At 67.8% G+C, this 19,509-nt stretch carries 15 protein-coding genes; 4 read left to right on the top strand and 11 right to left on the bottom strand.

The genetic code is table 11. The features are described 5' to 3' along the window. The first annotated feature begins 4 nt into the window (after positions 1-4). A complete protein-coding gene (locus ACZZ93_RS04415; protein ID WP_463510545.1) occupies positions 5-1,081 on the top strand; it encodes a DNA polymerase IV in 1,077 nt (358 codons plus the stop codon). Between the two features lie 15 nt (positions 1,082-1,096). Here the strand turns inward: ACZZ93_RS04415 and ACZZ93_RS04410 are convergent, their stop codons facing one another. The 3 genes from ACZZ93_RS04410 to ACZZ93_RS04400 all read right to left on the bottom strand — a co-directional run bounded on the left by ACZZ93_RS04410 (position 1,097) and on the right by ACZZ93_RS04400 (position 6,169). Next, entirely contained in the window at positions 1,097-1,498 is a 402-nt protein-coding gene (locus ACZZ93_RS04410; RefSeq protein WP_463510544.1) for a RidA family protein, read from the bottom strand. Between the two features lie 88 nt (positions 1,499-1,586). Next, positions 1,587-4,166 carry a X2-like carbohydrate binding domain-containing protein gene (locus ACZZ93_RS04405; protein ID WP_463510543.1) on the bottom strand — a complete coding sequence of 860 codons (2,580 nt, stop codon included), beginning with the start codon at positions 4,164-4,166 and terminating at the stop codon, positions 1,587-1,589. 89 nt (positions 4,167-4,255) lie between these two features. Beyond that, positions 4,256-6,169, bottom strand: coding sequence for an alpha-galactosidase (locus ACZZ93_RS04400; RefSeq protein ID WP_463510542.1), 1,914 nt, complete (start codon positions 6,167-6,169; stop codon positions 4,256-4,258). A gap of 453 nt (positions 6,170-6,622) precedes the next feature. Between ACZZ93_RS04400 and ACZZ93_RS04395 the strand changes: the two genes are divergently transcribed. From ACZZ93_RS04395 to ACZZ93_RS04385, 3 genes are all read left to right on the top strand, one after another. Further along, on the top strand, positions 6,623-7,597 hold the full coding sequence (locus ACZZ93_RS04395; protein WP_463510541.1) for an ABC transporter permease: 975 nt from the start codon (positions 6,623-6,625) through the stop codon (positions 7,595-7,597). After that, entirely contained in the window at positions 7,594-8,577 is a 984-nt protein-coding gene (locus ACZZ93_RS04390) for a carbohydrate ABC transporter permease (protein WP_230100627.1), read from the top strand. Before ACZZ93_RS04395 ends, ACZZ93_RS04390 begins: the two co-directional genes overlap by 4 nt. A gap of 65 nt (positions 8,578-8,642) precedes the next feature. Continuing rightward, entirely contained in the window at positions 8,643-10,271 is a 1,629-nt protein-coding gene (locus ACZZ93_RS04385; RefSeq protein ID WP_053095713.1) for an extracellular solute-binding protein, read from the top strand. A 130-nt stretch (positions 10,272-10,401) separates the two neighbouring features. On the opposite strand, the gene ACZZ93_RS04380 is transcribed toward ACZZ93_RS04385, so the two are convergent. The 8 genes from ACZZ93_RS04380 to ACZZ93_RS04345 all read right to left on the bottom strand — a co-directional run bounded on the left by ACZZ93_RS04380 (position 10,402) and on the right by ACZZ93_RS04345 (position 19,414). After that, positions 10,402-11,568: an ROK family transcriptional regulator gene (locus ACZZ93_RS04380; protein ID WP_083569309.1), complete on the bottom strand. Its 1,167-nt coding sequence runs from the start codon at positions 11,566-11,568 to the stop codon at positions 10,402-10,404. Further along, complete coding sequence (locus ACZZ93_RS04375; protein WP_463510540.1) at positions 11,568-12,572, bottom strand: acetylxylan esterase; 1,005 nt, start codon at positions 12,570-12,572, stop codon at positions 11,568-11,570. Before ACZZ93_RS04375 ends, ACZZ93_RS04380 begins: the two co-directional genes overlap by 1 nt. Continuing rightward, on the bottom strand, positions 12,562-14,985 hold the full coding sequence (locus ACZZ93_RS04370) for a glycosyl hydrolase family 95 catalytic domain-containing protein (protein ID WP_463510539.1): 2,424 nt from the start codon (positions 14,983-14,985) through the stop codon (positions 12,562-12,564). Before ACZZ93_RS04370 ends, ACZZ93_RS04375 begins: the two co-directional genes overlap by 11 nt. A 98-nt stretch (positions 14,986-15,083) precedes the next feature. Then, on the bottom strand, positions 15,084-16,061 hold the full coding sequence (locus tag ACZZ93_RS04365) for a zinc-binding dehydrogenase (protein WP_463510538.1): 978 nt from the start codon (positions 16,059-16,061) through the stop codon (positions 15,084-15,086). A 44-nt stretch (positions 16,062-16,105) separates the two neighbouring features. Next, on the bottom strand, positions 16,106-16,528 hold the full coding sequence (locus ACZZ93_RS04360; protein WP_053095718.1) for an organic hydroperoxide resistance protein: 423 nt from the start codon (positions 16,526-16,528) through the stop codon (positions 16,106-16,108). A gap of 25 nt (positions 16,529-16,553) precedes the next feature. Next, positions 16,554-16,781: a transcriptional regulator, SarA/Rot family gene (locus tag ACZZ93_RS04355; protein ID WP_463511721.1), complete on the bottom strand. Its 228-nt coding sequence runs from the start codon at positions 16,779-16,781 to the stop codon at positions 16,554-16,556. Continuing rightward, positions 16,700-16,981 (bottom strand): MarR family winged helix-turn-helix transcriptional regulator, encoded by a 282-nt coding sequence (locus ACZZ93_RS04350; protein ID WP_463510537.1) that lies wholly within the window; start codon positions 16,979-16,981, stop codon positions 16,700-16,702. Before ACZZ93_RS04350 ends, ACZZ93_RS04355 begins: the two co-directional genes overlap by 82 nt. A 90-nt stretch (positions 16,982-17,071) precedes the next feature. Next, a complete protein-coding gene (locus ACZZ93_RS04345; RefSeq protein ID WP_400340819.1) occupies positions 17,072-19,414 on the bottom strand; it encodes an arylsulfatase in 2,343 nt (780 codons plus the stop codon). Positions 19,415-19,509: the final 95 nt, after the last annotated feature.

Below are 19,509 nucleotides of genomic sequence, written 5' to 3'. Positions count from 1 at the left end.
GTGCATGACCGACTGGGTGCTGCACGTCGACATGGATCAGTTCATCGCTGCGGTCGAGGTTCTGCGCCGACCGGAGCTCGCCGGGCTCCCCGTGATCGTCGGCGGCCGGGGCGACCCGACGGAGCGCGCCGTCGTGTCGACGGCGTCGTACGAGGCGCGGAAGTTCGGCATCGGATCCGGCATGCCGCTGAAGATCGCGGCACGCAAGGCGCCTGAGAACGCGGTCTTCCTGCCGGTGGACCACGACGCGTATGAGTCGGCCTCGACCGAGGTGATGTCGACACTGCGTGCACTGCCCGGGGTGGTGCTCGAGGTCATCGGCTGGGACGAATGCTTTCTCGGCGTGACCACGGACGACCCCGAGCAGACGGCGCGCAGCGCGCAGAACGCGGTGCTCGAGTCGACGGCACTGCACTGCTCGGTCGGCATCGGCGACAACAAGGTGCGGGCCAAGATCGCCACGGAGTTCGGCAAGCCCCGGGGCGTCTTCCGGCTCACCGCCGAGAACTGGTTCGACGTGATGGGAGACCGGCCTACTCGGGACCTGTGGGGAGTCGGCCCGAAGGTTCAGAAGCGGCTCGCCACCCACGGCGTAACGACGGTCCGGGAACTCGCTGACGCGGACGAGGCAGAGCTCATCGCGGAGTTCGGACCGCGGATGGGCGTCTGGTACCACGGGCTGGGCTCGGGCCTCGGTCCGACCGTGGTCGACAGCACCCCATGGGTGGCCCGCAGCCACAGTCGCGAGATGACGTACCAGCAGAACCTCACGACGACTGCAGAGGTTCAGGCGGCGCTGACCGAACTGGCGGGGCAGGCCTTCGAGGACTGCGCCGCCGAGGGGCGCCCGGTCGTCCGCGTGCATCTGAAGGTGCGCTATGCGCCGTTCGAGACCAAGACCTTCGGCCGCAAGCTGCCGGAGCCGACCAACCGGCGCGCGACGGTCATCGAGGCGGCACTGGCGCTCGGTGCCACGCTCGATCATGACCGGGAGGTCAGACTGCTCGGCGTCCGCGCGGAGATGGCGATGCCCGAGGGCGGTGACTCGGCCGAGAGGACCCCGGTGCGCGGAAGGATCTGAGTCGGCCCGCCGCGGTCATTCGCGGATGACGGCGGCGATCGCGCTCACCTCGATCACTGCGCCTGGGACGCCGAGGCCGGCCACGAGGGCTGCGGTCACCAGCGGAGGGGCGCCGTCACGGGCGAGCGTCGCTGCGACGGCACCGTAGGCGGCACGAAGATCGGCATCCTGGTGGATGTAGATCGTCCAGCTGATGACATCGTCGAGGCCCGCGCCCGCCGACTCGAGCGCGATCCGAGCGTTCTCGACCGCTCGGAGCGACTGCTCGGCGGCATCCGTCGAGACGAGCGCGCCCGTCTCATCGACGCCGTTCTGGCCGCCGACGTGGATCGTCGTGGCCCTGGGCGGGACGACGGCGACATGACTGAAGGCGGGGCTCATCACGAGTCCCGCCGGCTGTGCGAGTGTGATCTCCATCTGCAGAGTGTGCACCCGGGGGCGGACATCCGCGAGAGGGTTCGTCGGCGGTGCATCGGGGCGGGCACGGGGCCCGCCCCGACGGGGGTCAGCCGACCTTCTTGACCGTGTATCGGAACACGTCCGTGCGGAGCACGTCTCCCGACGTCTTCACGACCTTGATCGTGTGCTCGCCGTCCTTCAGCCCGGTCGCCTCGAACAGGGTCTGATTCGAGACGCGCGACTCGGCGTGGGTGTCGACGCTCTTCACCTTCTTGCCGTCGATGTACACATCGACGGCTCCCTGGTCGGGTGCCTTCGGGCCGAGCCACGCGACGCCCGTCCCGCGGAACGTGAACGACACGGAGTCGCCGTCGGCCGTGGTGGCGTGGACATCGTCGAGATGATCTCCGGTGAACGCGAAGTCCAGCGTCGCGTCCCCCACCGGGAGTGCGGCGAGGTACGACGACTTCAGTGTGACCGTCGATCCGGACAGCGTGTAGGCGGCGTCGCGCTCGAGCGGCTCACCGCCGAGGCTGATCGAGGAGAGCTCGCTCGGGTCGCGCAGCACATCGACCGTCACGTCGGCGGGAGCGGCCTTGTTGAACGCACCCGAGGTCGTGCTCAGCTGGCTGTCGAGAGTGACGACGAGCTTGTCGAGCAGCATGAAGGATCCGGACTTCTTGACCACCCGCAGGGTGTGAGTTCCGCTCGCGAGATCGGCGACGGCGTAGACCACCTGCTGGGAGAGGCGCCCGTCGGCCGCGGGCAGCGAGGTGTCGACGGTCTCGACCAGCTGTCCGTCGAGGTAGACCTCGACCTCGCCCTGCGATTCGTGCTTCTCGGTGACGTACTGGATCCCGGTTCCCTGGAACGTGTACTCGAAGGCCGCTCCGTTCGTCTCGACGTAGTGGACGTCGTCGCCGTGGTCGCCCAGCCCGCGGTTGTTGCTGTCGCCCCAGGACCCGCTGTAGCCGATGCGTGAATCGTCGTCGTTCAGGGTCACTGTCAGCCCGGTGGCGGGCGGTTCGGGCGTGCCTCCACCCGGGGTGTCGGACACCGCGACGGTGAAGGGCTGCGATGTCGCAGGCACCTCGTTGCCGTCGTTGCGCACCCACGCCCCGTCGTAGCCGACCCGCAGCGAGTCGTCGTTGACGGTGAGTGCCGCCTGCTTCGCGGGCGTCACCTTCAGCAGGCGCACGCCGTGGATCGGCACGCTCTCGGCGGTGAAGCCCTCCGCTTCCGATCCCAGGTTCTTGCCGGCCCAGAGATCGCGGACCTTCGCGGAGCCGTCGAGTCCGATGTCGGACCAGTCGACCGTGATGTCGGCGTCTGCACGGCCCAGGTTGTACAGCGCCACGGTGTAGGTGCCATCCGGGTTCAGTGCGTACCAGACCTGCTGCTTCGTGGCCGTCGAGACGGGGCGAGCGGGCACGCCTGCCTGGTTCACGGCGATGACCTCACGGTTGGTGATCAGCTCGAGCCCGTACTCGTCGAGGTTCGTCAGATCGTTGCCCAGGTACATCGGCGCCGCGGAGGTCGCCCAGAGCGTCGTCGCGGTGCGGCGTTCGTCGCGCGTGAGGCCGTCCATCTTCCCGTTGCCCACGTTGAGGGAGTCGAGGTCGTTCCAGCCTGCGGGCCCGGCGTGGCGCCACCAGTCCGAGAGCCTCGGGAACAGGCGAGCGACGTTCTCCCAGGTGGTCAGGGCCTCATCGCCGCAGTAGCACTCGACGTCCCAGTCGATGCGCCAGCCGTCTGCATACTGCTTCCAGTAGTCCGCGTAGTCGATGTCGACCGCCCAGGAGAGCTCGAACCAGATGTCGTTGCGGTCGAGCGCCCGAGACCAGGCGGCGACCTCCTCGCGGGCGTCCATCGACAGGTCGCTGATTCCGGAGCCGGGGGTGACGCTGTCGAACTTGATGAAGTCGACTCCCCATTCGCCGAGCAGATCGGCGATCGAGTCGATGTACTTCTCGGTGCAGGGGTTGTCGAAGTCGAGTCGGTACCCGTAGCCCCAGTAGTCGCCCTGCTGGAGAGGCTGCTTGAGCAGATTCTCGGTCGTGCAGCCGGGAGCGCCGTAGATCGGGAGCGCCTTCTGCGCCGTCTCGAGGCTCATCCCGGGAATCAGATACAGACCCACCTTCTGGCCGTTGTCGTGCACGTGGTCGATCACCGCGTCGAGCCCGTCGGGGAACAGCGTCGTGCTGGGAATGGGGCGTCCGTACTCGTCCTGGCCTCCGTTCCAGCCGGCGTCGATGTTGATGTAGTCGTAGCCGTAATCCTGGAGCTTGTCATGCATGGCATCCGACTGAGCCATGATCTGATCGGCGGTGATCCACTGGCCTCCTTCGTACACCTGCATGCTGTAGCTGCTCCAGCCCATGTAGGGGGCGGCCGATCGGTTCGAGATGCCGTCTTCGGTCTCGTCCGCAGGCGTGCGCGTCGCATCCGCCGGTGGCTCCTGCTCCGGGGTGCTCGAGGGACCAGGTTCCGGTGCCGGCTCTTCAATCGGTGCCGGCTCTTCAATCGGTGCCGGCTCTTCGGTCGGTGCCGGGTCGTCCGTCGGCGCGGGAGCCGTCGTCGGCGTCGTCTCAGGCGCCGGAATCGGTTCCGGTGTCGCCTCGGTGGCCCAGCTCGCGCCAGGTGCCAGAGCGAGGACGATCGCTGTCGCGGCGAGTGCCGCGGTCAACGAGGCCGCTCTCCTTCTCTGTCGGTGTGCGTTCATTGCTTTCCTCTCGTTCGACTGCTCTGTCGGGGGATGGGAAGGAGGTGTGACCGTCAGCCGTCTGCGCGCCTGATCTCGATGAGCATCGCCTGCTGCGGATTGAGCGTCGGCAGGGGGACGCCGGCGGTGGCGAGGACGGACCCCGGCATCTCGACCGGGACGGCGACGGCGGCCGTCACCCACTCGGGGTCTCCACCGTGTCTGCTCGACGCGCCGAGATCTTCGCGGATCCGGACGGTGTACGGCGCAGCGGCATCCAGTCCGGGAAAACGCACCCGACCGGACTGGCCCGATGCCGATGTCGTGAACCGGCTCCAGGTGAACAGCGCCTCGGTTGCGTCTCGGGCCACGATTCCCGAGAGTGATGTCGCGGGATCCGCGAGGTCCGCGTTGACGACGCGACCGCTGTGCAGCAGGTCGCGGAATTCGCGGTACATCGCGGTCCAGCGGGCGATCGCCGCCAGCTCGCCGTCGTCGACGACGGTGAGGTCCTGCTCGATGCCGGCGTGCGCGGTCAGCGACGTCGCCAGACGGAACGACAGATCGGTGGTGCGGGCGGTGGTGTGCGATCGCGCGGAGCCGAGGTGGGAGCCGATGAGTTCGGGAGGGACGAGGCTGCGCGTCCACCGCTCGATCTGGACGCGTTCGACCGGATCGTTGCAGTCCGAGGCCCAGACACGATCGGTGCGGTCGAGGATCCCGAGGTCGATGCGTCCGCCGCCGCCCGAGCATGTCTCGATCTCGAGCCCCGGGTGCCGCGAGCGCAGCTCGTCGAGCAGGCGGTAGAGCGCGGCGGTCTGCCGGTGCACGCTGGGCCTGTCCCCATCGCCGCCGCGACTGACCGCTTCGAGAAGATCGCGGTTGTGATCCCATTTCAGGTAGTCGATCGAGTGCTCGCGCACGAGAGCGTCGAGACGCGCGAGAAGGTAGTCGTACGCCTCGGGGCGCGCGATGTCGAGAACGTGCTGCGACCGGGATTCCGGGCCGAGGCCCTCGGCCGGACCCAGTACCCAGTCCGGATGGGCGCGCGCGAGATCGGAGTCGAGATTGATCATCTCGGGCTCGAACCAGAGACCGAACTGCATCCCCTGAGCACGCACGACATCGACGAGGGGCCCGAGTCCGTCCGGCCACACCTCATCGTCGACGAACCAGTCGCCCAGGCCGGCATCCGCTTCGCGGCGTCCGCGGAACCAGCCGTCGTCGAGCACGATGCGCTCGACCCCCACCTCCGCCGCACGCTCGATCAGCGCGGTGAGGCGCTCGAGGTCGTGGTCGAAGTAGACCGCCTCCCAGGTGTTGAGCACCAGGGGTCGCGGCGAGCGCGGATGCGTCGCACGCGCGCGCAGGCGCCGGTGGAGTCGGTCGCTGATCGCGTCGAGTCCGCTGTCGGACCAGAGGAACAGCGCGGTCGGTGTGTCGTAGCGGTCGCCGTCTTCGAGGATGATCTCGCCCGGGTGGAGCTCCTCACCGGCTCCGATGACCGAACTGAACACGCCGGCGCCCTCGGGAAGGCGCTCGGCGAGGTACTGCTGTTCACCGCTCCACGCGAGGTGCACGGCCCAGATCTCTCCGTGCCGGAAGCCGAATCCGGCGGTTCCGGCCGCGAGCAGGAAGGGCGAGTCGTGTCCCGGCTTGCCGCGGTGCGCGGCGCGACGGTGGGTGCCGAAGCCGAAGGGCGAACGCTGCGGGGAGCGCTCACGGCACCACTTCCCGGTGAAGTCGAGGATCTCCGTCGCGCGCTCGGGGAGCGGAAGCAGCGACAGCGCGGCGCCCACCGTGTAGGGGGTCCGGCCGATGCGCGGACTGAGGGCGGCGTCGCGTGCGAGGGACGTGTCGACCGCGAGAACTCCGTGCGGATCGAGGTGATACGCGAGTTCGGTGCGGATGCCGCTGATCGTGTCGTCGAACCGGAGGACGATGCGCCCGCCGACGCCGTCGGACGGGATCTCGACATCGTGTCCCACGAGTCGAGGTCGGGGGTCGTGGCGCGTCCGCTCGCGTGACCGGAGAGAGCTGCGGTTCCCGACCAGCCCTCGTACTCGGTGGGCAGTGCGGAGAAGGCACGCGGGATGTCGGGGGAGTTGTTCAGCTGGGCGGGCCCGGCGGTGAGGGCGAGCGCCGAGACGGCTGCGGGATCGAGGTCTCCGAGGTCCGCGCCCCAGTGCAGCACACGGGGGATCGGGTCGGAGATCTGGACGATGAAGGCGGCACCAGCGGCGCGGAGTGCGACGACGGTGTCTGCACGGGAAGTCATGGGATGAGACCCTCCGGTAGTTACTTGACAACGTCAATAAATCACGTTTGAGATGGACGTGCAAGCGATCCTCGAAATCGCCGACCGGAAATCGAGCGTTTACTTTTTCGGCTCGGCGTGATTTTATTACGACGTAAAGTAATCCTGCCCTGGGAGGGCGATCATGAAGCTCAGTGCTGAGCACGCACCACCGGTCGAGATCTCGCCGCCGAGTCCTCGACGCACCGACGCACGTTCGCGATTCGTCCGCAGCCTGCGCCGCTACTGGCAGCTGTACCTGCTGCTGCTCCTGCCCGTCATCTGGTTCATCGTGTTCCGATACGTGCCGATGGCCAACGCGGTCATCGCGTTCAAGAACTACAACCCCATCGACGGCGTGTGGGGGAGTCCCTGGGTGGGATTCGACAACTTCACCGCACTCTTCCGCAACCCGGTGTTCCCCAAGCTCATCGGCAACACGTTCATCCTCGCGGTCTACACCCTCATCGCGAGCTTCCCGCTGCCGATCATCCTCGCGATCCTGCTCAACGAGGTCCGACTGCGGTTCTTCACCCGCACGGTCCAGCTCGTCACGTACGCGCCGTACTTCATCTCCACCGTCGTGATCGTGTCGATGACGATCCTGCTGCTGTCTCCACGCGTGGGCATCCTGGGCCGGACGCTGAACTTCTTCGGCGCAGGTCAGGTCGATCTGCTGGCGAGCGCCGACTTCTTCCGGCACATCTATGTGGCGACAGACATCTGGACGACCACCGGGTACTCCGCGGTCATCTACCTCGCCGCCCTCGCGTCCGTGGACACCTCCCTCTACGAGGCCGCCAAGATCGACGGCGCATCACGGCTGCAGAAGATCTGGTACGTCGACCTGCCGTCCCTGCTGCCGACAGCGACGATCATCCTGATCCTCGGGGTCGGCAACATCATGGCGATCGGGTTCGAGAAGGCGTTCCTCCTGCAGAACGCACTGAACCTCTCGACGTCGGAGATCATCCCGACGTACGTCTACAAGACCGGCATCCTGAACGCCAACTTCAGCCTCGGAGCCACCATCGGACTCTTCAACGCCGTCATCAGCCTCGTGCTCCTGCTCGTCGTCAACGGCTTATCCAAGCGAGTGACAGGAAGTGGGCTGTGGTGAGCACCGTGATCAGAGAGCAGCCCCTGCTCACCGAGGAGATCGTCGTCGGATCGGGCTCAGGGCGCGGCCGCCGCCGACGGGACCCCGTGGCCTCCGGGGTGAAGGTGAAGGAGACCAGAGCGGATCGCGTCTTCGTGATCGCCGCCTACCTGCTGTTGACGGTCTTCCTGCTCGTCGTGCTCCTGCCGCTGCTGAACATCGTCGCCAGCTCGTTCTCCAGCCCTCAGGCGGTGTCATCCGGCCGGGTGCTGTTCTGGCCCGTCGACTTCACCCTCCGTGGGTACACCGAAGCTCTCAACAACCCCGCGATCCTCCGCGGATTCGGCAACTCTGTGTTCTACACCGTGGTCGGCACGATCATCAGCGTCGCCGGCACGGTCGCCATCGCGTATCCGCTGTCCCGGGCGAACCTGTTCGGGCGCAAGACCCTCACCGGCGGCGTCGTCTTCACGATGCTGTTCTCCGGTGGAGTGATCCCGATGTACATCGTCGTCCAGTCGCTCGGCCTGCTCGACACCCGATGGTCGATGCTCCTCCCGAACGCGATCGGCGTCTGGCAGGTGATCATCGCGATGGTCTACTTCCGTTCGTCGATCCCGGACGAGGTCTACGAGGCGGCACAGCTCGACGGTGCGAGCGAACTCCGCATCCTCTGGACCATCGTGCTGCCGCTCGCCAAGCCGCTGCTCGCGGTCATCGCGCTGATGTACGCGATCATGCAGTGGAACTCATACTTCGACGCGCTGCTCTATCTGCGCGACGCCGACCTGCAGCCGCTGCAGCTCGTGCTGCGAGGCATCCTCATCCTCAATGACGGCGGAGGCGGCGGTGACCTGGCCGCCCAGCTCGAACGTCGAGAGCTCGCCGACCTGCTCAAGTACTCGACCGTCATCATCGCCACCGTGCCGATGCTGATCGTGTACCCGTTCGTCGCGAAGCACTTCAGCAAGGGGATCATGGTCGGCGCCGTCAAGGGCTGACCACTCCTCTCACAGACCCACCACACACACCCGCACACCTGAACCGGTCAAAGGAGATTCCGGCAATGACACACCGCATCACACGAGGCGCGATCGCGGCGGTCACCGTCGTCGCGACGGGACTGGCGCTCGCCGCCTGCACCCCGGCGAGCGACGACAACGGCCAGCTCGTCGCATTCGGCCCGCAAGGCGAGAACGGCTCGCTCAAGGACAATCTGTTCACCCAGGAGGTCGAGAAGAAGTTCGACATCGACTTCGACTGGCAGACCACGACCTACGACGGCAGCGTCGCGGGGGAGAAGAGACAGATCTCGCTCGCCAGCGGCGACTACCCCGACGCGTACTTCCTCGTGCCGTGGGTCGACGGATTCTCGCGCAATGAGATCCTCAAGTACGGGCAGCAGGGGGTGCTCGTGCCCCTCGAAGACCTCATCGACGAATACGCCCCCAACCTCGCCGAGCGATTCGAGGAGAAGCCCGATTGGAAGCAGTCGGTCACCGCGCCTGACGGCCACATCTACGCGATCACCCAGTGGAGCGAGTGCTTCCACTGCAGCTACCCGTCGAAGCTCTGGATGAACACGACCTGGCTCGACGCCCTGGGACTCGAGCAGCCGACCACCACCGAGGAGCTGCGCACGGTGCTGCGCGCCTTCAAGGACGGCGACCCGAACGGCAACGGCGCCGCCGACGAGGTGCCGCTGAGCGGCTCGGCGTCGGAGCCGATCATCAACTATCTGATGAACGCCTTCACCTATGCGCCGGTCGGCGGACCCTCGAGCCCGCCGCCTCTCGTGCTCGACGGCGATGAGGTCGCGCTGAACGCCACCTCGGACAGCTGGCGGGCGGGGCTGGAGTACATCACGTCGCTGGCGCAGGAAGGGCTGCTCGACACCGGGGCGTTCACGCAGAACGGCGACGCCCTCAAGGCGCTCGGAGACAGCGGGGACGCGCAGATCCTCGGCTCCGCCGTCACGCTGCACCCGTACGTGTTCGTCTCGGCGGACTCTCCTGACGGACGTGACAAGAACTACGACGCGGTCGCGCCGATCGCGGGTCCGGACGGCACTCAGCTCGCCACGTGGCGGTCGCCGGTGAATCCGGTGGGCACGTTCGCGCTGACCAACAAGTCGACCGAGGACGAGCGCATCGAGGCCATCAAGCTGCTCGACTACCTCGCGACGGACGAGGGCCAGATCCGCGCGTCGATGGGACCGGAGGGGGAGGCGTGGGTGCCCGCGGTCGACGGCGACCTCGCGCTCGACCCCGAGCTCGAGCCGACATTCCGTCCCATCACGTATGACGAGACCTCCAACGCCGCGTGGCGTTCGATGTCGCAGTACTGGGACTCGCTGGAGTTCCGCAACGCCCAGGTCGTGCCGGAGGACATCTACACGCCCGACGGATACGAGCGACGTCTGCTTTACGCGACGCAGGAGTACGAGCCCTTCCAGCCCGACGAGAGCGTGATCTTCCCGATCGAGAAGCTGTGGCCCGACCTCGAGACCTCGGCCGAGCTCGCGGAGCTGCAGACGAACATCGCCACCTACATCACGCAGGCCCAGGCGGAGTTCGTCACGGGGCAGCGCGACATCACGGACGACGGCGCGTGGGACGCGTACGTCGCCGACATCGAGGGCCTCGGGCTCGCACGCTACCTGGAGCTGCTGCAGACCGCGTACGACGCACTCTGATCGACACGGGATGCGCGGGACGGATCATCCGTCCCGCGCATCTCTGCGCTGCGGACCGTGGCGGGCTGGGCAAGAGAAGGGGACGGATGCCGATGGCATCCGTCCCCTCTCTTCCGCTCGTCCCGAACGGTCAGCGCACGAGCGACTGGATGGCGGCGGCGGATGCGCCTCGCGCCCAGTCCTCGAAGGTGTGCGGACGGGTCAGGATGCGGCAGCGCGCCGCAGCGCCGAACGCGTGCGCCTCGAACGCGTCGTGCAGGGTCTTCTCGAACAGGTCGAAGTCCGAGACGCCCTCGCCGCCGATGATGACGACTTCGGGACCGGTGAGGTTAACGAGTGTGGCGATGGCCGTGCCGATGAGGCGGGCCGCTTCGCGGAATGCGGCGTCGGCGTCGGCGTCTCCGGCGTGGGCGAGAGCCACGGCTTCATCGATCGCGACCGGCCGGCCGAGGGCACCGGAGACCGCCGCCTCGATCGCTCCGGTCGAGGCGGCGGCCTCGACGCAGCCGCGACGCCCGCACGGACAGACGAGTGCCGGATCGGCGAGCGGCAGGTGCCCGATCTCGCCCGCGACACCGAACGCCCCGCTCACGACCTCTCCGTTGAGGTGCAGTCCGCTGCCGATCCCGCGTCCGATGGTGACGATCGCGAACGAGGCGGTGCCGAGCCCGACACCGAACCAGTGCTCTCCGATCGTCAGCGCGTGCACGTCGTTCTCGAGCGTGACGGGCCAGGGGAGGCGCTCCTGGAGCAGGTCGCCGAGCGGCACGTCCGCCCACCCCATGATGTTCGACTCGCGCACGATCCCGGTGATGCTGTCGACGTCACCCGACACCGACACTCCGACTCCCGCGATGGCCGACGCGCTCTCGCCGAGCTCGGCCGCGAGCGCGGCGACGACGTCGGAGATGGCGTCGATGACGGTGTGGGGATCGTCGGCGGGAAGCGCACGACGGGTGCTGGCGAGCACGGTCGTGGCGAGATCGGTCGCGACGGCGATGATCTCGTCGACGTTGACCTTGACGCCGATCATGACCATCGACTCGAGGACGATGGAGACAGGGCTCACCGGGCGTCCGGGGGTGCCGTCGCGATGCGAGGCGGGCGGCGCGTCGACGAGGCCGGCCGCGACGAGCGGGGCCACCGCCTTCGTGACAGCGGCCTGGGAGAGCCCCGTCTGGCGGGCGATGTCGATCCGGCTGATGGGACTGCGCGTCAGGATCGTCTCGAAGACCCGTGATCCCGCGTCGGACGCCGAGCGGATCAGGGTGGTTCGCGCTGCGGTGTCGTGGTCCATCAGGTCCTTCGTGTCGTGTCGGCTATCGTAGCGAATCCGCCGAGAGGCGGTCGGCTGTGCAGGCCCAGGTGCTCGGCCGCGAACTCCAGGGCGTTCTCCTCGTCGAGGTCTCCGCCGGCCTCGTGCCCGTTGTACGGCCACAGGACCACGGTCTTATGGCCGCCGTACGCGGCGAATGCGGGCAGCACGGTCTCGGGCGGCGCGATGCCGTCGAGGAGTCCCGTGCTCAGCAGAGCCGGGGCCGTCGCACGCTTCGCGTGGTTGATCCCGTCGAAATATCGGAGCGTCTCGAGAGCCGCTGCGGCGTCGCCGCGCCGATCCGCGAAGTACTGCGTGAGCAAGGCGTACGGGTGCTCGGTGCTCAGCGTGGCGGCCCGGTCGAGTTCGCAGAGGAAAGGTGCCTGCACGATCGCGACGGCGAGGTCGGGGACCAGGCCGGCGATCGCGAGCGCGATTCCGCCTCCCTGGCTCGCGCCCACCGCACCGACGCGAGCCGCGTCGACGACGTCGACGGCACGGAGCGCGTCGACGGCTCGCACGGCATCCGCATACACCCTGCGGTAGTAGTACTCCTGAGGCGAGCGGATGCCGCGGGTGAGGAATCCGCCGGCGGACGGACCGCCGTCGGCATGATCGTCATCGGTGTCGCCGTGTCCCTGCCCCCGCGCGTCCACCACCAAGTGCGCGTAGCCCGCGGCAGCCCATCGCAGATCGCGCAGGGCATGACCTCGGCCGTTGCCGTAGCCGAAGAACTGCACGAGCCCGGGGAGGGGCTCCGCGGCACCGTGCGGCACGCGCAGCCAGGCATGGATCGGTGTTCCGCCGTACCCGCGGAACGACACGTCGTACACGTCTATCTGAGTGAGACGCGTGGGCATCGGGGTCACGGAGAGGTCGAGCGGAAAGCTCCGAGTGCGAGCGATCGTGTCCGCCCAGAAGGCATCGAAGTCATCAGGCTCGGTCTGCGTGGTGGGGGCGACGACATCACGCACCTCACCGCGCACGGGACTCCTCCTGGTCGGCCGACGCGGAGAAGAGAAGATCATGATCGGCGAGGTCGATCCGAGCGCCCGGCGGCACAGCGATGATCGCCTCCCGCTCGCCGTTCGAGACGGAGACCTCCCTGTCGCGCTCGCCGGGGTTGCGGAGCGCACCCGATATCACCCGCCCGTCCGCCCAGGCGAGGTCGAGCACGAGGCCCGGTCGCACGGCGATGCCCTGGACGTCTCCGTGGGTCCAGGATGCGGGGAGCGCGGGAAGCAGACGCACTGTGCCGCCGTGGCTCTGCACGAGCATCTCGGTGATCGCGGCGGGGAATCCGAGGTTGCCGTCGATCTGGAAGGGCGGATGCGTGCTGAAGAGGTTGGGGAGCAGGCCTCCCCACTCCGAGCCGTCGACGGGCCCGTGCCGCGTGGCGTCGCCGTCGAACGGCGTCAGCGCCTCCTCGAGCAGCGATGCGGCGATGTCGCCCTGCCGTGCCCTGGCGCGCAGTGCCACCTTCCACGCCCACGACCAGCCCATGGCTCCCGGCCCGCGTGCGTCGATGAGCGCCACAGACGCGTCGAACAGCTCCGGAGTCCGCTCGGGCGTCACCTGGTCGAGGGGGAAAAGTCCGACCACGGGGGAGAGGTGCCGATGCAGCGGTTCATGCTCGTCGACCTCTTCGGACCATTCGAGCAGTCGGCCGTCGGAGCCGACACGCAATGGAGCGAGGGCTGCCAGCGCCTCGCGCACCTCGGCTTCCAGTGCGTCGTCGATGCCGAGTCGGCGGATCGCGACGAGCGCGCGCTCGAAGAGCGAGCCGATGAGGCTGAGATCCGACGTCGCGGTCAGGCCGAGCGGCGTCGGCAGACCGTCGGCGGCCACATAGGAGTTCTCGGGGGCCGTCGACGGCGAGGTGTGCAGGTGCCCGTCGGGGCCCGGAGTCAGCCAGTCGAGGCAGAACTCCACCGCGCCCCGCATCAGCGGCCAGATGCGAGCGCGGAGCAGCTCATCGTCGCCACCGAACTCGTACGCGTCCCAGAGGTTGTGGGTGAGCCAGACACCGCCCATCATCCATATCGCCCAGCTCGCCGCGCCGTGCCCGTCGCCGACCGGCAGGCTCCACCCCCAGACGTCGCTGTTGTGATGGGCGACCCATCCGCGTGTTCCGTACAGCTCCCTGGCGGTGTCGGAGCCTGTGCGGGCGAGGCGCTCGACGAGGGAGATCAACGGCTCGAGGACATCAGGATCGAGCAGCATCGGCGCCGCCCAGTAGTTCATCTCGGTGTTGATGTTGATCGTGTAGTTCGACGACCAGGCCGGTTGCAGCTGGTCGTTCCAGATCCCCTGCAGGTTGGCCGCAGGGCTGCCGGCACGAGAGCTCGACGCGAGGAGGTACATCCCGAATTCAGCGGCGATCGTCGCGCGGAGCAGGGGGTCGGAGCCGCGGAGAACGTCGCGATCGACGCTCCACTCGCCCTCACGCCGACTGCCGATCGCGAATCGCGCCCGAGTCATGCGGCGCCGGTCGGCGACGTGTTCGGCGAGGAGAGACGAGGCGTCGCGCTGAGCCGCGGCCTCCGCCCTCTCTCGTGCGCGATCCCGGATCGCCTCGCGTGAGGCGATCCGCCAGTCCCCGTCGGCGTCGGCCCACCACGACCCGGCGCGCGACGAAGTGGACAGGGCGATCAGCAGGCGGCGGGCATGGCGGACGACGATGCGATCGTCGCGGCGACCCACCTCGCCATCCGAGTCGAGGGAGACGGCGACGGCCGCGTAGGCGTCGAACTCGGCATCGTCGTCGGCATAGCGCAGGGGGTCGACGGAGTCCTCGTGCAGCGGGGCGCCGTCGATCGGAACCTGCACATCCAGCACGAGCGCGTCGGACACGTCGACGACGCGACCGCGGAGCGGGGTGGACAGCTCGATGGTGGTCTCGAACTCGTCGTCCGAGGTGAGCTCGATGATCAGGGCGTGAGCCGGAGCTGAGACCCAGGACCGTCGCGTCACTCGACCGGCGGGGGTTCGCAGTGACTCGACGAGGGTCGCCCTGTCGAGATCGAGGATGCGAGCGGGGATGGTCTCATCCGATCGAGCGTCCGCCACGCGCACGAGCAGATCGGCGAGAGGGAGGAACTCCTGCGAGTAGGGGCCCTCGAACGCCATCAGCAGCTCCTCCGCCCGGCGCACGTCGGCGGCTGCGAGGGCCTCACGGACGGCCGCGAGCCGTTCGGGACCGGCACCCCCGTCACGCACCTTCTGCAATGCGCGAGCGGGGCCGTCGGGCGTTCCCGACCAGATCGTCGAGTCGTTCAGCTGATAGTGGCCGTCGGAGCCGCCGAACGCCATCGCGCCGATGCGGCCGTTGCCGAGGGGCGTCGCCTCCTCCCAGCGGGTGGCGGGGGCGTCCCAGGTGAGGCGCAGGGTGTCGGTCATCGCACTCCGGTGTGTTCGATCGATCTCGATGTCACCGTCAGCGTAGGCGGCATTAATTGCCGCTGTCAAGTAATCCGACCGCCCTGCGCCTGACCAGGTCAGAACTGCAGGAGAACCTTGCCCACCCGGCCCGCGGTGTTGCTCGCGCGGACTGCCTCGGCGGCATCTGCCGCATCGAAGACGCCGGCGACGGGCAGGGTCAGCGTGCGGTCGCTGACGCGCTGGATCAGTTCGCCGAACAGGGCGCCGCGCGTGCCGGCATCCATGGTCTGGATCACCTTGCTGCCCCAGAAGCCCTTGACGGTCGCCTGCTTGAAGATGACATCGCCCGAGGCGATCTCCATCGTGGGGGAGTTCATGGCACCGAACGCGACGAGAGTGCCACCCTCGCCGAGGAGCGACAGGACGTCGCCGGCCGACGAGCCGCCCACCGAGTCGATGCCGAAGGCGACGTGCGCGCCACCGGTGATCGCGGCGACCTGCTCGCGCCAGTCGTCCGCATCCGTGGAGACCACGTTCTCGATGCCCTGCTCGCGCAGTTCATCGACCCCGGCCGAGCGCCGGACGAGCCCGATGACGTTGATGCCACGAGCGGCGCCGAGCTGTGCCAGCATGCGACCGACCGCGCCGTTCGCCGCGTTCTGGACGATCCAGTCGCCCTTCTCGGCGCCCAGGAAGTGCAGCAGGCTGATGGTGCTGAACGGCATCGACACGAGCTGCGCGGCGCTCTCGTCGCTGAGCGACTCCGGCACGGGGATGAGGCCCGCGGCGTTCGCGACGACGTACTCCGCCCAGGCGCCGAAGGTGCCTCCCGTCGCGACGCGCTGACCGACGGAGAGATCGTCGACGCCCTCGCCGAGAGCATCCACGATTCCCAGAGCCTCGGTGCCCGATGCTGCCGGGAGCTCCGGCTTGAAGCCGTAGGTGCCGCGGATGGTCCACAGGTCGTGGTTGTGGATGGGCGAGAGGACGATCTTCAGTCGGACCTGCCCGGGGCCGGGCTCCGGCGTCGGACGCTCGGTGACGGTGAGGACCTCTTCGGGTTCTCCGAAGGTCTCGTGGGTGAGGGCGCGCATGATGTTCTCCTTGTGGGATCGGTCGTGGTGGAGGTCGAGCGGGATCAGTCGTCGGAGACGGTGATCGCGACGTCGATGTTGCCGCGCGTCGCGTTGGAGTACGGGCAGACCTGGTGGGCGGCGTCTGCGAGCGCCTGGGCCTGCTCGTGCGGAAGGTCGGGGATGACGACCTCGAGCTGCACGGCGAGGCCGAATCCGCCCTCGCCGTTCGACCCGATCTGCACGCGGGCCCCGACCGACGAATCGGTGATCTTCACCTTCTGCGCACGCGCGACGGTCTGCAGCGCGGAGTGGAAGCAGGCGGCGTACCCGGCCGCGAACAGCTGCTCGGGGTTGGCGCCGTCGCCGCTGCCGCCCATCTCCTTCGGGATGGCGAGGTCGAGGTCGAGTCGGCCCTCGCCTGTGGTGACGCGGCCGTTTCGTCCGGCTCCGGTGGCGAGTGCTTCGGCGGTGTAGAGAGCGTCCATCGTGTGGACTCCTTCCGGGTTGGGGTCAGTCGGCGAGCTGCAGGCGTGCGGTGAGCTCCTGCAGCTCGGTGATCAGGCGGTGACGCTGGTCGTCGTCCTGCATTCCGGCGAGGGCGGCGATCTTGGTGTGAACCGGAGCGACTTCGGTGCGCAGAGCCATGCCGGTGTCGGTCAGGCGCACGGTGACGACGCGCTCATCAGCCGAGCTGCGGGCCCGCGCGACATAGCCCGCCTGCTCGAGGCGGCGGACCAGGGGGAGAGGGTGCCGGAGTCGAGCTGCATGGCGTCGCCCAGCGAGCCGATCGTCTGCTCGCCCTCCATCCAGAGGATCGCGAGCACGAGGTACTGCGGGTAGGTCAGACCCCACGGCGCCAGGAGGGCACGGTACGCCTGCGTCGTCGCTCGGGCGGCGGAGTACAGCGAGAAGCACACCATCTCATCGGTCACGGCCATACCTCGAGTATTGCACGCGATTAAATTGTGCACAACCTATCTGCGAGAGACTGCGCACCCGGGATGCCGAGATCCCGGGTGCGCGCTCCGTCAATCCCTGGCCATCGCCGCGGCCAGATGCGCCTCCAGGTCGAGGTAGGCGTCATCAGCGATGTCGAACACCACCTGCGCGATCTCTCCTCCGGTGAAGTCGAACCCGTAGCCGTACAGAGACGAGACGGGGTCGGCGCTGTCACGGCCGATCGTCAGTCCCTCGCCGCAGAGCGAGAAGTGTCCCAGCACGGTCCGGATCCTCTTCTCGCCGACCTGCTGCTCGTCGATGTACAGCTTCACCGGACCGACGCCCTCGCGGTGCTCGCCCATGCCCTCCTTGGTGAACTCCACGCCGATGATGTGTCTGCCGGAGGTCGGCGCAGGAGCGGAGACGCGATCCTCCGGCGGGATCCCGAGGAAGTTGTAGAGGTAATGCACCTCGCCGTCCTTCACGACGAGCGCATGGCCGCCGAACCGTGAGCCGTGGGCGAAGATGACGCCCTCGGTCTCGGGCGTGAACTCGATCTCGGCCGCGATCTTGTACGACACGTTGTGCGTGTTCGCCGCAGAGCGCTCCGGCACCTCAGTCGTGCCCGGGTAGTACACGAAACGTCCGGACGGCGGCGCCGGCTGGTGGAACTCCATCGCGACGAAGGTCTCGAAGTCCTTCGGGTTGCCGATGATCTGCAGGTCGTTCAGGGGCAGCACATCGTTGGCCTTCGCCTCTTCCATCCAGAGCGCCTTGAGCTCCTCGAGACGATCCGGGTGCTCGGCCGCCAGGTTCACGGCCTCCGCCCTGTCGACATCCGTGTGGTAAAGCTCCCACTCGTCGTTCTCGAACCCGCTCGTGCCGGCCATGGGGCCGTGCACGGCGACGGCCTTCCACCCGTCGTGCCAGATGCCGCGCTGGCCGAGCATCTCGTAGTACTGCGTGTGCTTCTCGGTCGGCCCGTCGGCGGCCGCATCGAATGAATAGGTCATCGAGACCCCCGCGAGCGGCGTCTGCTCGACGCCGTTGTACACGTCGGGGAACTGCACCCCGCACGCCTCCAGAATGGTCGGCACGATGTCAGTCGAGTGGTGGTACTGATGCCGCACCTCGCCACGCGCCCGCATTCCGGCGGGCCAGTGAATCACCAGAGGGTCGCAGACACCGCCCTGATAGGTGTAACGCTTGAACATCTTGTAGGGCGTCGAGAAGGCGGCCGCCCAGCCGGTGGGGTAGTGGTTGTACGTCTCGGGAGAGCCGAGCTTGTCGACCATCCGCAGGTTCTCCGCCTCGTCGTCGGGGTAGCCGCCGAAGATCTTGCCCTCGTTGACCGATCCGTTGGGGCTGCCTTCACCGGATGCCCCGTTGTCGGCGCAGTACAGGATCAGCGTGTTGTCGAGTTGACCGGAATCCTCGAGATAGTCCACGATGCGTCCGATCTGCGAGTCGGTGTACTCACTGAATCCCGCGTAGACCTCGGCCATCCGCGAGAACATCGCCTTCTCCTCGTCATTCAGCGTGTCCCAGGGCCGCACCTCGTCGGTGGGGTTGAACGTGCCGTCCGGCATCGGATTGAACGCGGTGAGCTCGGTGTCCTCCGGCAGGATGCCGCGTTCGATCATCCGGGCGAGCACCCATTCGCGATAGGCGTCGTAGCCGTCGTCGAAGGCGCCCTTGTACTTGTCGATGTACTCCTGCGGCGCGTGGTGGGGCGCGTGGTTGGCACCCGGGCAGAACCAGAGGTACCACGGCTTGTCGGGCTCGGTCTGCTTGACGTCTCGGATCATCGTCAGCGCCTGATCGGCGAGGTCCTTCGACAGGTGGTAGCCCTGCTCCGGCAGATAGGGCTGATCGATGTAATGGTTGTCCTCCGCGAGCGAGGGATACCAGTTGTTCGTCTCGCCGCCGATGAAGCCGTAGAAGCGGTCGTAGCCCTGCGCCAGCGGCCAGTGCTTCTTCGACGCCCCCGCGGTCCACTCGTCGATCGGGACGTTGTGGTTCTTGCCCACCCAGAAAGTCGCCCAGCCCGCGTCGCGGAGGACATGTGCCATGGTCGCGTTCGACTCGGGGATGTGCGAGTTGTAGCCCGGGAATCCGGTCGACGACTCCGAGATGGTGGCGAAGCCGTTCTGGTGGTGGTTCCGGCCCGTGAGAAAGGTCGAACGCGTGGGTGAGCAGAGTGCGGTCGTGTGCCACTGCGAGTACGTCAGACCGTTCTTCGCCAGCCGATCCATGGTCGGCATGTTGATCCTGCCTCCGTAGGGGGACCACGCGGCCATACCGGTGTCGTCGTAGAGCACCACCAGCACGTTCGGCGCCCCCTGCGGCGGCGGCGAGGCGAGGAAGGCGTCCCAGTCCGCCTGCGAATCGCGGACGTCGAGCTCGATCTTCCCTTGGAATTCACGGACCATCTCTGCCTCCTTCGTCTCTCGGGAACGCGGTGTTCCCGAGCAGTGCAGCCGGCCGACCCGAAGTGGATCGGGGCGAGTCATGGTGCGTCATGACG

The organism is Microbacterium sp. AC026 (assembly GCF_979258475.1).
Note: the sequence above shows the minus strand (reverse complement) of the source record. Positions and strands in the feature narration are given on the sequence as shown.

Bases quoted from the DNA above. Each gene is read 5' to 3' on its own strand.
- ACZZ93_RS04415 (WP_463510545.1), top strand. From the start codon at position 5: ATGACCGACTGGGTGCTGCACGTCGACATGGATCAGTTCATCGCTGCG.
- ACZZ93_RS04410 (WP_463510544.1), bottom strand. From the start codon at position 1,498: ATGGAGATCACACTCGCACAGCCGGCGGGACTCGTGATGAGCCCCGCC.
- ACZZ93_RS04395 (WP_463510541.1), top strand. From the start codon at position 6,623: ATGAAGCTCAGTGCTGAGCACGCACCACCGGTCGAGATCTCGCCGCCG.
- ACZZ93_RS04385 (WP_053095713.1), top strand. From the start codon at position 8,643: ATGACACACCGCATCACACGAGGCGCGATCGCGGCGGTCACCGTCGTC.
- ACZZ93_RS04380 (WP_083569309.1), bottom strand. From the start codon at position 11,568: ATGGACCACGACACCGCAGCGCGAACCACCCTGATCCGCTCGGCGTCC.
- ACZZ93_RS04370 (WP_463510539.1), bottom strand. From the start codon at position 14,985: ATGACCGACACCCTGCGCCTCACCTGGGACGCCCCCGCCACCCGCTGG.
- ACZZ93_RS04365 (WP_463510538.1), bottom strand. From the start codon at position 16,061: ATGCGCGCCCTCACCCACGAGACCTTCGGAGAACCCGAAGAGGTCCTC.
- ACZZ93_RS04360 (WP_053095718.1), bottom strand. From the start codon at position 16,528: ATGGACGCTCTCTACACCGCCGAAGCACTCGCCACCGGAGCCGGACGA.
- ACZZ93_RS04350 (WP_463510537.1), bottom strand. From the start codon at position 16,981: ATGGCCGTGACCGATGAGATGGTGTGCTTCTCGCTGTACTCCGCCGCC.
- ACZZ93_RS04345 (WP_400340819.1), bottom strand. From the start codon at position 19,414: ATGGTCCGTGAATTCCAAGGGAAGATCGAGCTCGACGTCCGCGATTCG.